Source organism: Ewingella sp. AOP8-B2-18 (assembly GCF_052376015.1).
GTDB lineage: Bacteria > Pseudomonadota > Gammaproteobacteria > Enterobacterales > Enterobacteriaceae > Ewingella > Ewingella allii.
In genome coordinates this window covers 57,277-73,809 of the sequence record NZ_JBQSVB010000011.1, presented here as the reverse complement: position 1 = coordinate 73,809, position 16,533 = coordinate 57,277, and the positions used below count along the sequence as shown (strand labels likewise).

The window sequence follows — 16,533 nt, the reverse complement described above, 5'->3', positions numbered from 1 at the left end:
AGTAGAATGAAAAATATACTAATTATTCGGCGGGATAATATAGGTGATTTAGTCTGTACAACGCCGTTAATTGAAGGGGTAAAAAAAGCCTATCCCAATGCTAACGTTTATTTATTGATTAACTCAGTTAGTCAAGATGTCATTAAGAACAATCCTTTTATTTACCGCACCTATATTTATAAAAAAGCCAAACACAGAGCCAAAAATCAAACGGCTTTAGGCGTTTATTTAGAGCGCGCGAAAATTATCCTCAAACTTAGATCTATCCGTTTCGATGCTGCGATTCTCGCCAACCCTACCCCCTGTAAATACAGCCTTCGTATGGCAAAACTTGCTGGCGTAAAAAATATTATTGGGGCGGATTCCGGCGGGAAAGGTCTTACCAAAGCTTTCACCGAATCCGATTTTACCGGTAAACATCAGGTCGAGAAAACCTTTAGCTACCTAAGTGCAATCACTAATGAAAACATTAGCATACCTAAAGTAAATGTCTTCCCTGAGGAGCATGAACTCGCTGATGCACAGAAGAAATGTGCCTCATTATTGCCTCAGGCGAAGAGGGTTTATGGTGTCCATATCAGCAGTCGCAGCCCTAAAAGACGTTGGTCACCCGAGAACTACGCCGAGATTATTCATCGTCTCACGGCAGACAAAGACGCTGGCGTATTCATTTTCTGGTCACCTCAGGGTACGCTATCCCCTGATGATATTGGTGATCGGGTGCGTGCTGATCGCTTGATGGAGTTATGCGCTGGTCGACAAGTTGCGCTGTATCCTACAAGTTCAATTCGCGAGCTTATTGGCGGCTTTGCACAGTGTGAAACCATTTTGTGTAGTGATGGCGGGCAAATGCATTTAGCGTCAGCATTACATAAAAATCTGGTAGTGCTGTTTGGCGATACCGATATTGATGCCTGGCACCCTTGGTCCGGTAAATATCAAATTTTACAGACCCCTTCGGGCGAATGTATGGATGTTAGCGTCGAAGATGTTTGGCAATCATTTATTGCCGTCGCAAAATAAAATGAGGCGGGCTTCCCCGCCTCGCTTTATTTGTTCACTAAAGATTTATATTTTCCGCAAATATACTCAATGCCATACACATCTAGCTTTTCTTTATGAATTTCGGGAGGGTTGTTATAAACCTCCAGAATCTTTTGGCTCAGTGATTCTGCATTGACTTCTGCCAATCCTCTCTCCATTCCCGTTTTTTCGAGGATCTCGACCGGGCCGCCAGGGCATGCCGTGCTGACCACCGGAGTGCCGCAAATTAAGGATTCAACCAGAACGTTACCAAAGCCTTCACTGTCAGAACTCAAAATGAGCTGCTGGGCGTGTTTAATGTAGGAGAAGGGGTTGGACTTAAATCCGGCAAAAATCACGCGATCGGCGATATTAAGATGCGTGGCTAATTTTTTGATTTTATTAGTGTAATCTTCACTTCCTGTGCCGATGAGCATCAAAGGCGTTTGCAGATTGGTCTGCGCGTAGGCTTCTAATAAGCGATCGTGCCTTTTTTGTACATGGAAGCGACCCACGTGAACCAAATAATCTTGACCCGCCATCTCGCAAGGTTCGTCGGCTAATGACTCGATTTCTTCGATATTAAAAGGATTATTAATCACTTCCAACTTTCTGATGGTGGCCTGAATATTATTCTTTAAATCAAAACCCACGGCCTCAGAAACGGTAACCACATTTTTATTATTATAAACCGCCGCCATTTTGCGACGCTTATTCCAACGATCGAATCCTTTTCGATGGCCGAGGTAGGTAGTCGAGAGAATGCCGTGAATACAGAACCAAAGTCGGTCGGAGCTATAAATATGGCTCTTCATCACGATGCGATCGGTTTTGTGCAGATTGGATAAAATTAAATCAAACTTCCCTTTCTCTTGTTCGCACTCATTAATGGCTTGGTCTAACTGCTTAGCGCGACGCGAAAGTTCAGTCAATTTTCTCCATGGCGAACGGGAATTATCCGCCACGACTTTGTAAGTCACGTTTTCAGGGATCGGATATTGGCACACATCGCGCAGCGAAATCAGCGTCACGTCGGTGTCTGCCGACTGTAAACCCTTACAGAGCGTCAATACGACTTTCTCCGCGCCGCCGCCGGGCAACCCATCAATAATGATTAAAACTCGCATGGTTAATCCAGTATTTTTCTATAGAGGTCAAGGAGTTGCCCTGAAAGGCGGGCAGGCGTTTCTTCTATAATTCTTGCGCGGGCGGCGGTGGCCATGTCGGAGCCTAGAGCCACGACAGGCAGTTCGCGGATGGATTCTGCCAGCGATGCGATATCCAGCGCATCAAAAACAAAGCCATTTACACCCTGTTGAATGAATTCCGCGCCGCCACAGGTCTGGCTGGTGATCACCGGCAGCCCGCAGGACATGGCTTCCAGAATCACGTTAGGGAAGGGGTCATATAGCGTAGGCAGCAGCAACGCGTCGGCCGCCTGATAAAAAGGCAAAGTCTGCTTTTGCACGCCCATAAAGCGAATTCTCTGCTCGCAGCCCAAAGACTGCGCCAGTCCGCGATAGCGTTTTTCATCTTTATCCTGCCCCACGACCAGCAAAATGCTGTTCGTTGCCGCGACGGCGCGAATCGCGGCCTCAAGCCCCTTGCGTTCAAAACCTGAGCCAACAAAGATCAGGCAGTGCGCCTGTTGGGGAATGTTGAACTGCTGGCGCAGCTGATGACGCAGCGCCTCAGTCGCCGGCAGGAACTTCTGATTGTCGATCGCATTATAAATGACGGTGATTTTCTCATCAGGCAGACCGAAGTCGGTCATGATTTCATTTTTAATCATCTGCGCGTTGCAAATCACCGACTTCAGTTCAGGTGCGGCGTACATTTCCTGCTCGGCGCGCATCACATAGCTGTGGAATCTATCGGTGAGCAGGCGTTTACCGCGCCATGCCGGAAGCAGGCGGCTACGCTGCAATAGCCAGCGGCGATGCACGCCATCACCCGCACGGTAAATATCACAACCCGGTATGCGTTCGTGGCTCTGCACGATGTCGAACTTCTCTTGCTGCCAGATTTTACGCGCCGCGTTGGCAAAACCGCGCTCGCGGCTGACGCGGCCCCATTTCATCGGGTCGCAAAGATGGATATGCCAGTTCGGGTTGACGTCGCCCTGCCATTCGCGAGTGATCACGCTTAAATCGAGATCCTGATCTTCTAGCGCTTCAAGCGCGCGTGAAACAAAGCGCTCAGCGCCGCCGTCTGGGCGATATTTTTGGCGAACTAACGCCAGTCGGAAATGCTTCATGAGAGTCGTTTTCTCGCTGCGTCGATAACCGTTTGAGCAGGAATGGCATCAAGGTATCGCTCGGAAGTGTGAGTATCGATATCGTCGGGATCGGGCAATTCACAGAAATCGCCAGCCCAGATAACTTCCCCGTTGGCCTGCCACGGCGACCAGAACACGCGTTTTGAGGGACCAAACAGCGCCACCAGTGGTGTTTGTAGCGCGGCGGCCATGTGCATCGGAACGGAGTCCACGCCGATAAACAGGCTGGCTTTATCTATCAGCGCGGCCAACTGGCGTAATGACAGTTGACCTGCAAGGGACACAACCCCATCTTGCGGGCTGAGGGCCAAGATGCGGTCGATCATTTTCAGCTCGTTTTCCGCCGGGCCGCTGGTCAGCACGACGGTTTTCCCCGCGCCATGCAGAGCAGTGATCGTCTCGGCCATTTTTTCATCGGTCCAGCATTTGAAGAACCAGCGAGAAGTCGGCTGAATCACCACAAAATCACCCGTGATACTCTTCTCATCCAGAATCTGCTCTACGCGCGCTCTGTCTTCCGGCGAGTAGCTCATAGTCACGCGGGTATCCACGGAGGGCAGGTTCAGTGGGCCAAGAATCGACAGATTTTGCTCGACGGTATGTAGCTGATTGTGGCCGGACACATCGACCAAATGAGTGTGGCAGAACTTCCACAGCTTGCCTTTGCGTTTTGGCAGGTCAAAGCCTAATCGAATGGGCGCGCCGGTCAGTTTCGTCACCAAGGCGCTGCGCCATTGGTCGGCGAGATTAACGACCAGATCGTACTTGCGGGCAGTCAACTGCTTGATAAGACGGGATTCATGACCAAGATGAGCGAAGGTTCCCTGTTTTTTCCAAGTGCGGTCGATGGTAAACAGATGGGTTAAATCGGGCTCACTTGCCAACATATCTCGGGTTTCGAGGTACATCAGCATGTCAATTTCGGCTTGAGGATAGTGTTGTTTCAGCGTGCTGATGACCGGCGTTGTTAATAACATATCGCCATGATGACGCAGTTTGATGATCAGAATACGCCGCGGTGGCGCGAATTGCTTAATCGGTTGGGCATTTGCCATCATTCATCACTATCTATGAAATCAAAGCTTGATTCTAAAGGACGCTGGAGGATGTTGCCATACTTCCACGCCTTTCTTGCCTTGCTAGGGAAAATACCAAAGAATAAGCAACAAAAAGTGCAGCGCGTTGTCCAAATCGACTCGTGGACACACTACATTATGTATTATTCCGTGCGAATGGGTCATTTGGCCCCAACAGTTTTCATCAGGCATGTTTTATGACAAAACCCGCATTTATCATCACGATTGACACTGAAGGCGACAACCTTTGGCAAAATCATGAGCATATTCTCACGAAGAATACGCATTTTTTGCCGCGTTTTCAGGCATTGTGTGAGCGTTATGGCTTCAAGCCGGTTTACCTCACCAATTATGAAATGGCGAAAGATGCCGAGTACGTGGAGTTTGCGCGTGACGTGATCGCCCGAGGTCAGGGTGAGGTGGGGATGCATCTCCATGCCTGGAACAGCCCGCCAATTTCGCCACTGACAGATGATGATTGGCGCCATAAGCCTTATCTGATCGAATTCCCTCGTGAAGAAATCCGAGCAAAAGTCGAGTATATGACGCGACTGTTGGAAGACTCATTCCAAACCAAAATGTTGAGCCACCGCGCGGGCCGCTGGGCGATGAATGAGTATTATGCTTCATTGCTGCTGGAGTTTGGTTATCAGGTCGATTGTTCGGTCACGCCGAAGGTGAACTGGCAGACATCTCCGGGCGCACCGCAGGGCAACGGCGGGACGGATTACCGCCATTTTCCATCTCATTCCTATTTTATCGATCCGGAAAATATTGCCCAATCAGGCCAGTCGACGCTGCTCGAAGTGCCGATGAGCATTCAGTACAAATATCCACATTGGATTAACGGCTTAAAGCAGGGCGTTAACGCATTACGCGGCAAAAAGCGTCAGCACTCTGTGCATTGGCTGCGTCCTTCGGGCGGAAATGCCGAAAATATGAAACGTGTTGCTTCCAAAAGCCTGGAGCAGGGCCACGATTTTGTTGAGTTTATGCTCCATTCCTCTGAATTTATGCCCGGCGGCAGCCCGACGTTTAAGACGCCAGAGGATATTGAGATCTTGTATCAGGATTTAGAAAGTTTGTTTGAATGGCTTAAGGAACGTACCCAAGGTATGACGCTGGCAGAATATTATCAGACGAAAGTGAATCAAGATGTCTAAAAAGTGGAAAGTAAAGTTAACCAATTGGTTCTTGCGTCGTTACGTTCCAAGAAAAGGTAGATTGCTCGATAAATCTACCCTGAATGCACAAACGCATTTCGACAGCATTGTGATTTATTCTACGACGGCACTGGGAGATTTTATGTTTAACACCCCAGCAATCCGTGAAGTTAGACAGCGTTATCCGAACGCTTATATCACCCTGGTTGCTCATAAAAAAAATCAGCAACTGGTGGAAAATGGCATTCATTACGATCGCGTTGTTTATTGGGATAACAAGATTAAATCATTGCCTGTTCTAGTTAAGTCACTGAAAGAACATCAGCCTGATCTGGCTTTGATTCTCCATTCTCATCTGCCTTATGATGTCATTAGCGCCGTCATGGCGGGCGTAAAATATATAATTAGAGATAATTATATGAATGGTATTAGCGGGCTCGAAGAGTGGCTTTCAAATTATGTTTTTTATTATTACGGTCACTTCGTACGTAGAAAAATGGAACTCGTCAGTGTACTGGGGTGCGATCCGAATGCTGTCGCAATGGAAATTCCCTCGCCTTATCAGCCCGGAATAAAAGATCCCGACGCGACGGTCATTGGTATGCAAATTGGCGCTTCCACCGAGTCGCGTTGCTGGCCGATAGCTCATTTCGCGAAGCTGATTGATATGATTGCTCAGCGTCACTCGGCGGTCAAAATAGTACTGATTGGCGGGGGCACTGACACAGCTCGCGGTGAAGAACTGCTTCGCCAGCTTTCTGATAAAAATAAAGAAATCGTGACTAATCAAATTGGGAAGACTGACTTACAGCAGCTGATCACTTTGATTGATGGTTTTGATGTTTTAGTCACCGGCGATACCGGCCCATTGCATCTTGCCGTGGGTGTGAAGACCAAAACCATCAGCCTGTTTGTTACCGCAGATTCAAGATCTACTGGTCCTATCCAGGATACTGAGTTGCATCGGATCATTCAGGTATCACGGACCGGCTACACCATAGATTTGGAAGAAATTAGCCCTATGGGGGTTATTCAGCCTGAGCGAGTCTATGCTGAACTGGTTTCACACGTTGGGCTAAAAAATAAACAGTGAGAGCAATTATCGTCTAAGTCTTACGTGATAATTTATTTTCGAGATGAAAGTATCCATGAATGGATACTTCATCTGGTAATATTTCTTTTTAGAAAGAGATGTGTTTTTGCATAGCTCGGCAGCGAGTTTGAAAAGCGCGATATTTTCAGGCGTATAATAGTAATAACCATATACTTTCTTAGTCATTTTTTTTGCTTCAATAAAGCAATTTTCAATCATTGGCGCGACAATCTCCGCAACTTTATCGCGATTTGGACATGTTTGGATATATGCAAGCATCTTACTCATCGCGAATAAGATATCATCAATGTCTTTGGCTTGAATATTTCTCGTAATACCTGAGTTATTGACCCGATAGTAATAAAGTACTTTGTCTATATGAGCAATTTTCTTGGTTTTAAAATATTGGAAGGGCGTGAAAATCACGTCTTCGTAACGACAGCCATTCTCAAAACTCTCTCCATTGAGTATTTCCCTGCGGAAGATCCTGCTCCACAGATGCCAGTTTGAACGCTCAAATACCGGCTTTAAGTAATAACTTTCGGGCTGCAAGCAGTCATAGGGTATACAGCGATGTGTTTCATCTGAAACACCCGGTGGCACGGTGTCGGTGAATTGCAGGAAGTTGAAATCGATAATATCAAACTCACCTTGATGTAAATAAGGTGCTAGCGTCGCATAGTAATCCGGGCTCAGAATATCATCGCCATCCAAAAAGGTGATATAGGTGCCTTTTGCATGGTGTAAACCTACATTTCGTGTCGCCGCAATGCCTTGGTTTTCGTGGCTGATGAAAGAGAAGTTAGAGGCCTTCAGCGTCTGAAGGAGACGATCCACTAAAGTCTTAGAGTTATCTGTAGACCCATCATCAATTATAACAACCTCAACATCGTCATTGATTTGAGAAAACAAGGATCGTAATGCATCTACAATGAAGTTTTCATTATTGTAAAAAGGAACGATAACTGATAACAATGGTTGCTTAGACAACGACATTTTTCTCATTTTCCCGAAGCTGCGACTGCTTTTTTATCGCCGTATTACCAATTAATACACTCAAAATTGTCGCAAGTCCAAAGATTGCAGCTGCTTCGGAGCTAAAGAACAGTACATCACTTAAACCGTAGGTCATCATGGCTAATGTTATCGCCAAGAGAGCGGCATTTTTTTGTACTCTAAACGCAAGGATTAACAACGCTATATACAGCGCTAATAAGAGAATCACCCCCCAAACGCCACGAAGAGAGTAGTTATCAATAATCTCATTATGCAGGTGAATAGTTACATAGGGTACGGCATCTGCTAATTCGGGGTCTTTAAGTGCTATCGCGGCGATATCCTTACCGCGTTGTTCAGCCGATTGGCCAAGTAAATGTTTATTACCGGTAATAATCCCCGCTTTCAACATCGCGATCCGATCCCCCACTGAGTTTTCACGCGTCGAGATCGATTGTTGAGCTATATCTGCTCTAAATGCTGCTATTCTTTTTTCAATAACATCTTTAAGAAAGTAAGAGCTTAAGGCTATCAGTACAACCACGGCTATGCCGTAAGTGTATTTCTGTTTCGTCGAGACGTTTCTAGAAAAGGTGAACATCAATACACTGACTACTGGGAAAACAAGTATTGCTGCGCGTGTCTCTGTATGAATAATTGAAACGAAGCTAATTAAGAAGCCCAAAGAAAAGAAGATGGCATTGAATTTGTTTTTAAGCTGAAGTAGGGAATAGAGCATTAAAATATTAATGGCCGTTATTATATAAGCTGCAACGGTTGCTCTATCAAAATTTAACTCAATACGTAAAGAGGTAGCATGCATCGACTGGTATATAGCGTAACCGTTTACAGCGATGCCCAAGGTGATAAGTGCTGGAATAAGCCAGTTTTTTACTTTTAACTGCTCATTAAGTGCAATGAGTAATATAAATCCTGTTGCAATTAATATTTTCCCAGTTACAAAATATGCCCGATAGAGGTCAATGTATTCGTCAGGTTTTTTGAAAGCTTCAACCCAAAAAAGGTTGGCAAGTCCTAGCACCACAAAGGACAGAGGGGCTAATAATAAACACTTTTGACGAGTGTAGTATTTGAAGTTAAAAATAAGCGCAATAAAAGCAATGTAGCTGGTGATAAACAAAATGTTGCGGCCGTTGCCCCAGTCAAATGAAACAGTACAAATGCTGAGCAGGCATCCAAAATATATCGCGTAACTAAAAATTGGATGAGGCGTTTCTCTTCTGATCATCTATTTATATTCCAAATAGCCTATTCTTCGGCAACGTAACGAGCGAGGATAGCTTCAAACTGTTTTTTGAAGGCGCTGTAATCTAAAGATTGCGTTGTGAACCTGTGCGCGTTTTCTCGTAATTTTTGATAGTTAGGTTCTTGAATCATTTGTTCAAACGCATCTGCACACTCTAAATGACAAAGCAGTTTTGGTGTAACTAATTTATCTTCAAGCGGATCATAAACCTCATAAGGGAAATCAACTTTAATCCCCGTCAGTTTTTGGTGCTCTGCAACGCTGACTTTAGGGACTAATCCCAGCCCACACTCTTTATCTTTCACAGCCTCGGGCTGCCCATCCACAAAGGGAAAAATAACCGGCACGCTAAAATAGAGCGCCTCAACGCAGGAGAGACCAAATGGCTCGGTCACCGGCGTGCTCATGTAGACATCGGTGCGATTGAAGAATTCACTCACATTGTCCTGAAAACCGCTAAAGGTAACGTGATTTTTCAACTCAAGCCTTTCAGTCAACTCTTCCAGCAATTGCCGGTCTGGACCTTTACCGGCAATCTCCAGTTTCACCTTGTGACCACGGTTGAGCAACTCGCGCATCATGAGAAGCGAGACGCTGATTCCTTTTAGTGTGACCAATCTTGAGGCAGTACCAATCCGAACAGTCTCAGGCAGCGTTTTGGCTTCGTAATGTACGCCGGGTGGTGTTTCAATTCTGTTCGGTACCACTTCACATGCAATCGGCAAGTTGAATCGTAGCTCCATCACGCGTTTCGAGGCCCATGAGGCAGACATCACGCCATCTAACATAGCGAAGAAGCCCAAGGTTTTGCTGTTTTTGGGATAGCGCCACGAACAGCCATGATCGTAATAAATGAACTTTCCGCGTTTCGGTTTTGCGGCAAGTACTGGCACTAAGTCCCATACGACAATCACATCAGCATTGGCTTTTTCGATTTTATGTTTAAGTACAAACTTTCGCAAAAACTGAGGGTAACGCGTTGAGAAGCCGTTGAATATCCGGTTGGCATATGACACTTTTTTTCCGGCCAGCTTTTTCTCTATTTCGCTGCCTACCTGACTGTTTATACAAAGAATCTCATTAATGTTGTCAGGATCATTATTAATGTATTGAAGGAAAAGGCGTTCAACGCCTCCCATCTTTTCCAAATTAATAACATGCAGCTTCTTCATTAGCGTTGCCCACCTAAAGCTTCAAATACCCTCGCCGCCGAAATAGACGACATGTCCTTGTCTTCCGCAGTTAAAGACTGCTGATTCTTCCCATAACCGCCAATCAATCCTGGGTCGGTCGGGCCATAAATCGTAATGTTAGGCCTATCGAGGGCCGCGGTGAGGTGGCTCAAGCCGGTATCTACTGACACCACGGCTTTCGCGCCGGCCAGCACGCTGGCGACCTGTTCGAGACTCATCTTCGGCAGTACCACGACGTGCTCGAAACCCTCCGCCAGACGGCAAGCGCGCTGATGTTCGTGCTCCGCGCCCCAAGGCAGTTTAATCACAATGTCCTGATTGCTGAATAAGCCAATCAGCTCGCGCCAGTGACTTTCAGGCCAGTGCTTATCGGCCCGCGTGGTGGCGTGAAGGAAAACCAGATAGCGATTGGCATCGGCAGGCGGGTTTACCAAAAAGCGTGCAGCGATAGCGTAATCGCCCTGTGTTTCCGGCTTCTCATAGCCCAGACTTTTGGCGAACAGCTCGCGCGTACGCTCGACGGCGTGCTGCTGCTTGCTTATCTCGTGGCGCTGGTTGAAAAACCAGCTGGCGAAAGGCTCGCGGGCGCTTTTGGCATCTTGCCCATGTTTACGGCCCTTGGCGACGCGGGTGATCAGCGCCGCGCTCTTGATTAAGCCCTGTGCGTCAATCACCGCATCATAGGTGCGCGATTGCAGTTCTCTTTTGAAATCACAGCGTTGCTGACGCGTTTCCGAGCCAAACCAGTTTTTTCTCCAGCGACGAATGGCCACCGGGATAACGCGATCGACAGCCGGGTGCCAGCTAGGAATTTGTGCAAACCCTTCTTCCACCACCCAATCGAACGAGATACCCGGAATGGCGTTCATCGCATCAGTTAACGCAGGAAGGGTGTGCAGGACGTCGCCCATTGATGATGTTTTGACAATCAGTACCCGCATTACAAATCCTTTCCTGAAACCAACAGCTGTGACAACTCTTGATAAACCTGCTCGGGTTGAATGTCGATCAGACTTTGATGATAACCCTGTTCGGCATCCCCTTTACGCACCTTGTGATAGCCGGTGATGAGGCGAATGACTTTGGCGTGCTGGCTGAGCGGCGGGGTGAAATCAGGGCTGCTCGGGCCATAGAGTGCGACCAGCGGCTTATTCAGCGCGGCGGCGACGTGCATCAGGCCGGAGTCATTGCTGACCACTGCCTGACAGGCGGCAATCAGCACCACGGCTTGGTCAAGTGAGGTTTTACCTGCCAAATTGAGGCACAGCGCCTGCGCGGAATCCGTCAGCGCAGCGCGAATATCTTCACCCGCCGGATGGTCTTTTGCCGAGCCAAAAAGCACCACTTGATAGCCATCGGCAATCAACTTTTCGGCCAATGCGGCGTAGTGGTAGTGCGGCCAGCGTTTCGCCGGGCCAAACTCGGCGCCGGGGCAGAAGCCAATCACCGGCCTTGCAGCAGACAGCGCGAAGGCCTGGCTGACGTCGGCGACTTCGGTCTCCGTGACGCGTAACTGCGGCCACAGCAGAGGCTGGGGCAGGTCGGCCGCAGAGTGAATCTGCTTGGCGTCATAGGCCAGCGCCACGTAGCGCTGCACCATTAATGGAAAAGCGGGCTTATCCAGTACGCGAATATCATTGAGCAGGCCGTAGCGCATCTCGCCTCGCCAGCCGGTTCTTTGCGGAACCTTGGCGAAGAAGGGCACCAGTGCGGACTTGAAGGAGTTAGGCAGAACGAAGGCGCGCTGATAGTGGTTCTCGCGCAGGGCAACGCCCAGACGCCGACGCTCACCCAGTTCAAGCGCCCCGTGCCCTAGAGGCATCGGCAGGGCGCGGCTAACTTCTGGCATTCTGTCGAGCAGCGGACGGCACCAGGCCGGTGCCATCACGTCGATTTCTGCCGCTGGCTCAATGGCCTTGATGGTGCGGTAAAGACTTTGCGACATCATCATGTCGCCCACCCAAGAAGGGCCAATGACCAGCATTTTCATTACTTACACATTCCTTAACTCAACACTGAGTATCAGACCGCGCGGTTAAGCCACGTCATGTATTCAGCCACGCCTTCGGCAACGGTTTTGAACGGTTTGTCATAACCCGCGGCGCGCAATGCAGACATATCAGCCTGAGTGAAAGACTGGTAGCGGCCTTTCAGTTTTTCAGGGAATGGAATGGTTTCAATTTGGCCTTTCTGGTGATGTTCGATCACGGCTTCCGCCACGGCCTGGAAGGACTCTGAACGGCCGGTCCCGCAGTTGAATATGCCGGAAACGCCATTCTGCCAGAACCACAGGTTCACTGCGGCGACGTCACCCACGTAGATGAAGTCACGTTTGAAATCTTCACTGCCAGCGAACAGTTTTGGATTCTCGCCCGCGTTGATCTGGTTGTTCAGATGGTAAGCCACGCTGGCCATGCTGCCTTTGTGGCCTTCGCGCGGCCCATAGACGTTGAAGTAACGGAAACCACAAATCTGTGACTGGGCGTGCGGCAGAATTTCACGCACATATTGGTCGAACAGGAATTTGGAGTAGCCATAGACGTTCAGCGGCTGTTCGTATTTACGGTCTTCCACAAAGCTGGTGCTCTGGCTGCCGTAGGTGGCCGCAGAAGAGGCGTAGAGGAACGGAATTTCGCGCTCAAGGCAGAAGTGCAGCAGGTCTTTGGAGTACTGATAGTTGTTATCCATCATGTACTTGCCATCCCACTCGGTGGTGGATGAGCAGGCACCTTCATGGAAAATTGCGTCGATATCACCAAGGTCATCCCCGGCAACGATGCTGGCGATGAAGTCTTCTTTGTCGCAATAATCAGCAATATCGAGGTCAACCAGATTGACGAACTTGGTGCCGTCTTTCAGGTTATCGACCACTAAAATATCGCGATATCCCATATCATTAAGCGATTTAATAATGTTGCTGCCGATAAAACCAGCGCCGCCAGTGACGATTATCATGAGACTCACCTTTAATCATTTAGAAAACCGCGCACCATGCGCGGTCTATTCAGTTGGCAATATCATAACACTTCATTATGTCAGTCACATTCGGAAGCTATCTGATTCGTTGGATTCTAGTGCATCAGGGCTTAAGGCGTGAACTATGCTACAAAATAAAGAAATTCTGACAGCTTCACTCGTTATTCGTTAGCCGGATTAGTAATGTGTCTGACGAATGAGTCATTTTCAGGAGATAACGTTATGTCCGCTTCGTTTTACCGCCAACTGGAAGAAGAACTTGATCAGGCGCGTGCCGATGGTCTGTTCAAGGAAGAGCGAATTTTGACCTCAGCACAGCAGGCGGAAATTACCGTTGCTGGTGGTGAACCGGTCATCAATTTCTGTGCTAACAACTACCTTGGACTCGCCAACCACCCTGAGCTTATCGCCGCCGCCAAGGCCGGTTTAGACAGCCACGGTTTCGGTATGGCCTCGGTACGCTTTATCTGCGGCACCCAAGATGCCCATAAAGAGCTGGAAAGTCGCTTGGCCGACTTCCTCTGCATGGACGACGCCATTCTCTATTCTTCCTGCTTCGATGCCAACGGCGGCCTGTTCGAAACGCTGCTGGGGCCTGAAGACGCCATTATTTCGGATGCACTGAATCATGCGTCGATCATCGACGGCGTGCGCCTGTGCAAAGCCAAGCGCTATCGCTACGCCAACAACGATTTAGCCGAACTCGAAGCCCGTCTCGAGCAGGCCAAAGCCGAGGGCGCGCGACATATCATGATCGCCACCGACGGCGTATTCTCCATGGATGGCGTGATTGCCAACCTGAACGGGATTTGCGATTTGGCCGAGCGTTTTGACGCGCTGGTGATGGTCGATGACTCCCACGCCGTGGGCTTTGTCGGCGAGCACGGTCGCGGCACCCACGAATATTGCGACGTGATTGGTCGCGTGGACATCATCACCGGCACCCTCGGCAAAGCCATGGGCGGCGCGTCTGGCGGCTACACCGCGGGGCGCAAAGAGGTGATTGACTGGCTGCGCCAGCGCTCGCGCCCGTATCTGTTCTCCAACTCACTGGCACCTTCCATCGTCGCCGCCTCGCTGAAAGTGCTCTCCATGCTGGAACAGGGCAGTGAACTGCGCCAGAAGCTGATGAGCAACGCCCAGCTGTTCCGCGAGAAAATGACCGCCGCCGGTTTCACGCTGGCTGGCGCTGACCACGCGATCATCCCGGTGATGCTGGGCGAAGCGAAGCTGGCGCAAGAGTTTGCGGCGGCCTTGCAGCACGAAGGCATCTACGTCACCGGCTTCTTCTTCCCGGTGGTACCAAAAGGTCAGGCGCGCATTCGCACCCAGATGTCTGCCGCGCACAGCACCGAACAAATCGAAAAGGCGGTGGACGCCTTCACCCGTATTGGTAAAAAGCTTGGCGTGATTGCCTGAGGAACCTGCATGAAAGCGTTAGCAAAATTAAAGCGTGAAGAAGGTATCTGGATGACGGATGCGCCAGTGCCTGAGCTTGGCCATAACGATCTGCTGATTAAAATTCGTAAAACCGCCATTTGCGGTACTGACGTGCATATCTATAACTGGGATGAATGGTCGCAGAAGACCATCCCGGTGCCGATGGTGGTCGGCCACGAATATGTCGGCGAAGTGGTCGGCATCGGTCAGGAAGTCAAAGGCTTCAACATTGGCGACCGCGTCTCTGGTGAAGGCCACATCACCTGCGGCCACTGCCGCAACTGTCGCGGTGGACGCACCCATCTGTGTCGCAACACGCAGGGCGTCGGGGTGAACCGTCCGGGGGCCTTTGCCGAGTATCTGGTGCTGCCAGCCTTCAACGCCTTCAAAATCCCAGACAACATCTCTGACGACCTCGCCGCCATCTTCGACCCACTGGGCAACGCCGCGCATACCGCGCTCTCCTTCGATTTGGTCGGCGAAGACGTGCTGATCAGCGGCGCTGGCCCGATAGGTATCATGGCGGCGGCAATCTGTAAGCACGTGGGCGCACGCCACGTGGTCATCACTGATATGAATGAATACCGTCTGGATTTGGCGCGCAAAATGGGCGTGACCCGCGCGGTCAACGTCAAAAATGAGACGCTAGAAGAGGTGATGACCGAGCTGGGTATGACCGAAGGCTTTGATGTCGGTCTGGAAATGTCGGGCGCGCCACCGGCCTTCCGTTCCATGCTCAACGCCATGAACCACGGCGGGCGCATCGCGCTGTTGGGTATTCCGCCTTCCGACATGTCGATTGACTGGAATCAGGTGATTTTCAAAGGTCTGTTTATCAAGGGCATTTACGGCCGCGAGATGTTTGAAACCTGGTACAAGATGGCGGCGCTGATCCAGTCTGGTTTGGATCTCACCCCGCTTATCACTCACCATTTCTCTATCGATGATTTCCAGAAAGGCTTTGACGCTATGCGCTCCGGCCAGTCGGGTAAAGTGATTCTGAACTGGGAGTAAGCTCCCGCTGCACCAAAGACAAAGGCCAGCATTTGCTGGCCTTTTGCATTGAAAGCGCGGGATGTTTTACGGTTTTTCCACGCCTTTCGGGGCATCGGCGAACCAGGTGTCCCAAGTGCGCTCAACAAAGGTGACGGCAGGCAGCTGTGCCACGCTCTCACCAATAACCTTGAACATAGTGTCAGCGTACACCGGCGCCACAGGTTTCTTGCTGGTACAGAGGCGCGCCCCTTTAAACAGCGTTTTCGGCGGCGTGACTTTGGTCGGCGTTTTGCCCGGCGTGCTGCGGGTCGGCTCATTCAGCAGATCGCTTGGACGCACCAACACGATATCAGACGGCAGGTTCGGTAACATTTGCTGCAACACGCGCACCGTGGTCGGGTGCGGGTGACCGATGGCGATGGCATAGCCATTACGGCGCGCAAGCTGGATGGCGCGCTCAAACTGCTTGCGGATCTCAGCTTCATTCTGCACATCATCTAAAAAGACGTTTCGCTTGATGACGCGCACCTGAGTCCCGGCGGCGGCCTGCACTGACTTGGTATTGCCGATGGTCATACTGTCGAGGAAAAACAGGCTGTGGGTGTTCATGGCCTGCATCACCTTCTCCATACCCGGCAGGCTGGAGGTCATGGCGCTGCCCATATGGTTGTTGATGCCGACGGCGTAAGGGATGCTCTTAATCGCTTGATCCACAATACGTTTCACCTCTTCGCTGCTCATCGACGGCGTTAAGGTATCTTTTTCCAGCGGCTGTTTACTCAGGGGCGCCATCGGCAGGTGGATCAGGATCTCACGGCCCTGCTGGTGGGCTTTCTCCATCATGATGTGCGAGTCTGGCGCATTGGGGAAAATCGCGATGGAGACGGCCTTGGGCATCTGCAACACCTGATTTTCATTCTGTTGGCGGTAACCAAAATCATCAATAAGGATGGCTAATTTCGCTGCCTGAGCCTGACAGGCAAACAGGACGGTGCCGCACAGCGCGGCTAAAACGGACTTTTTATATCGCAA

The 16,533-nt window shown here is 49.8% G+C and carries 15 protein-coding genes; 5 read left to right on the top strand and 10 right to left on the bottom strand.

Translation table 11 applies throughout. The features are described from left to right. Positions 1–6: 6 nt before the first annotated feature. Positions 7–1,023 (top strand): glycosyltransferase family 9 protein, encoded by a 1,017-nt coding sequence (locus ACT3RR_RS18905; protein ID WP_496200917.1) that lies wholly within the window; start codon positions 7–9, stop codon positions 1,021–1,023. Between the two features lie 26 nt (positions 1,024–1,049). On the opposite strand, the gene ACT3RR_RS18900 is transcribed toward ACT3RR_RS18905, so the two are convergent. From ACT3RR_RS18900 to rfaQ, 3 genes are read right to left on the bottom strand one after another with little or no spacing between them, the layout of a single operon-like run. Further along, entirely contained in the window at positions 1,050–2,150 is a 1,101-nt protein-coding gene (locus ACT3RR_RS18900) for a glycosyltransferase (RefSeq protein ID WP_353503825.1), read from the bottom strand. A 2-nt stretch (positions 2,151–2,152) separates the two neighbouring features. Beyond that, a complete protein-coding gene (locus ACT3RR_RS18895; protein ID WP_496200916.1) occupies positions 2,153–3,280 on the bottom strand; it encodes a glycosyltransferase family 4 protein in 1,128 nt (375 codons plus the stop codon). Then, a complete protein-coding gene (gene rfaQ / locus ACT3RR_RS18890) occupies positions 3,277–4,359 on the bottom strand; it encodes a putative lipopolysaccharide heptosyltransferase III (RefSeq protein ID WP_496200915.1) in 1,083 nt (360 codons plus the stop codon). The genes ACT3RR_RS18895 and rfaQ overlap by 4 nt, the downstream gene beginning before the upstream one ends. 215 nt (positions 4,360–4,574) lie before the next feature. Here rfaQ and ACT3RR_RS18885 point away from each other — a divergent pair, with 215 nt between their 5' ends. After that, positions 4,575–5,540, top strand: a complete 966-nt coding sequence (locus tag ACT3RR_RS18885) for a polysaccharide deacetylase family protein (RefSeq protein WP_496200914.1) — start codon at positions 4,575–4,577, stop codon at positions 5,538–5,540. After that, complete coding sequence (locus ACT3RR_RS18880) at positions 5,533–6,633, top strand: glycosyltransferase family 9 protein (RefSeq protein ID WP_353503829.1); 1,101 nt, start codon at positions 5,533–5,535, stop codon at positions 6,631–6,633. Before ACT3RR_RS18885 ends, ACT3RR_RS18880 begins: the two co-directional genes overlap by 8 nt. Before the next feature lie 6 nt (positions 6,634–6,639). Here the strand turns inward: ACT3RR_RS18880 and ACT3RR_RS18875 are convergent, their stop codons facing one another. From ACT3RR_RS18875 to rfaD, 6 genes are read right to left on the bottom strand one after another with little or no spacing between them, the layout of a single operon-like run. Then, positions 6,640–7,629 (bottom strand): glycosyltransferase family 2 protein, encoded by a 990-nt coding sequence (locus ACT3RR_RS18875; protein WP_441656054.1) that lies wholly within the window; start codon positions 7,627–7,629, stop codon positions 6,640–6,642. Continuing rightward, on the bottom strand, positions 7,616–8,878 hold the full coding sequence (locus tag ACT3RR_RS18870) for an O-antigen ligase family protein (RefSeq protein WP_353503831.1): 1,263 nt from the start codon (positions 8,876–8,878) through the stop codon (positions 7,616–7,618). Before ACT3RR_RS18870 ends, ACT3RR_RS18875 begins: the two co-directional genes overlap by 14 nt. A 20-nt stretch (positions 8,879–8,898) precedes the next feature. Further along, positions 8,899–10,068 (bottom strand): glycosyltransferase, encoded by a 1,170-nt coding sequence (locus ACT3RR_RS18865; protein ID WP_353503832.1) that lies wholly within the window; start codon positions 10,066–10,068, stop codon positions 8,899–8,901. Further along, complete coding sequence (rfaC, locus tag ACT3RR_RS18860; RefSeq protein WP_496200913.1) at positions 10,068–11,030, bottom strand: lipopolysaccharide heptosyltransferase RfaC; 963 nt, start codon at positions 11,028–11,030, stop codon at positions 10,068–10,070. The genes ACT3RR_RS18865 and rfaC overlap by 1 nt, the downstream gene beginning before the upstream one ends. Continuing rightward, entirely contained in the window at positions 11,030–12,079 is a 1,050-nt protein-coding gene (gene rfaF, locus ACT3RR_RS18855) for an ADP-heptose--LPS heptosyltransferase RfaF (protein ID WP_486033757.1), read from the bottom strand. Before rfaF ends, rfaC begins: the two co-directional genes overlap by 1 nt. 32 nt (positions 12,080–12,111) lie before the next feature. Beyond that, the gene (rfaD, locus tag ACT3RR_RS18850; protein WP_353503835.1) at positions 12,112–13,044 is read right to left on the bottom strand and encodes an ADP-glyceromanno-heptose 6-epimerase; all 933 of its coding nucleotides are present in this window, start codon (positions 13,042–13,044) and stop codon (positions 12,112–12,114) included. Positions 13,045–13,287: 243 nt separating this feature from the next. Between rfaD and ACT3RR_RS18845 the strand changes: the two genes are divergently transcribed. Beyond that, complete coding sequence (locus tag ACT3RR_RS18845; RefSeq protein WP_353503836.1) at positions 13,288–14,484, top strand: glycine C-acetyltransferase; 1,197 nt, start codon at positions 13,288–13,290, stop codon at positions 14,482–14,484. A gap of 9 nt (positions 14,485–14,493) precedes the next feature. Further along, the gene (gene tdh, locus ACT3RR_RS18840) at positions 14,494–15,519 is read left to right on the top strand and encodes an L-threonine 3-dehydrogenase (RefSeq protein WP_496200912.1); all 1,026 of its coding nucleotides are present in this window, start codon (positions 14,494–14,496) and stop codon (positions 15,517–15,519) included. 66 nt (positions 15,520–15,585) lie between these two features. Here the strand turns inward: tdh and ACT3RR_RS18835 are convergent, their stop codons facing one another. Then, a complete protein-coding gene (locus tag ACT3RR_RS18835; protein ID WP_496200911.1) occupies positions 15,586–16,533 on the bottom strand; it encodes a divergent polysaccharide deacetylase family protein in 948 nt (315 codons plus the stop codon).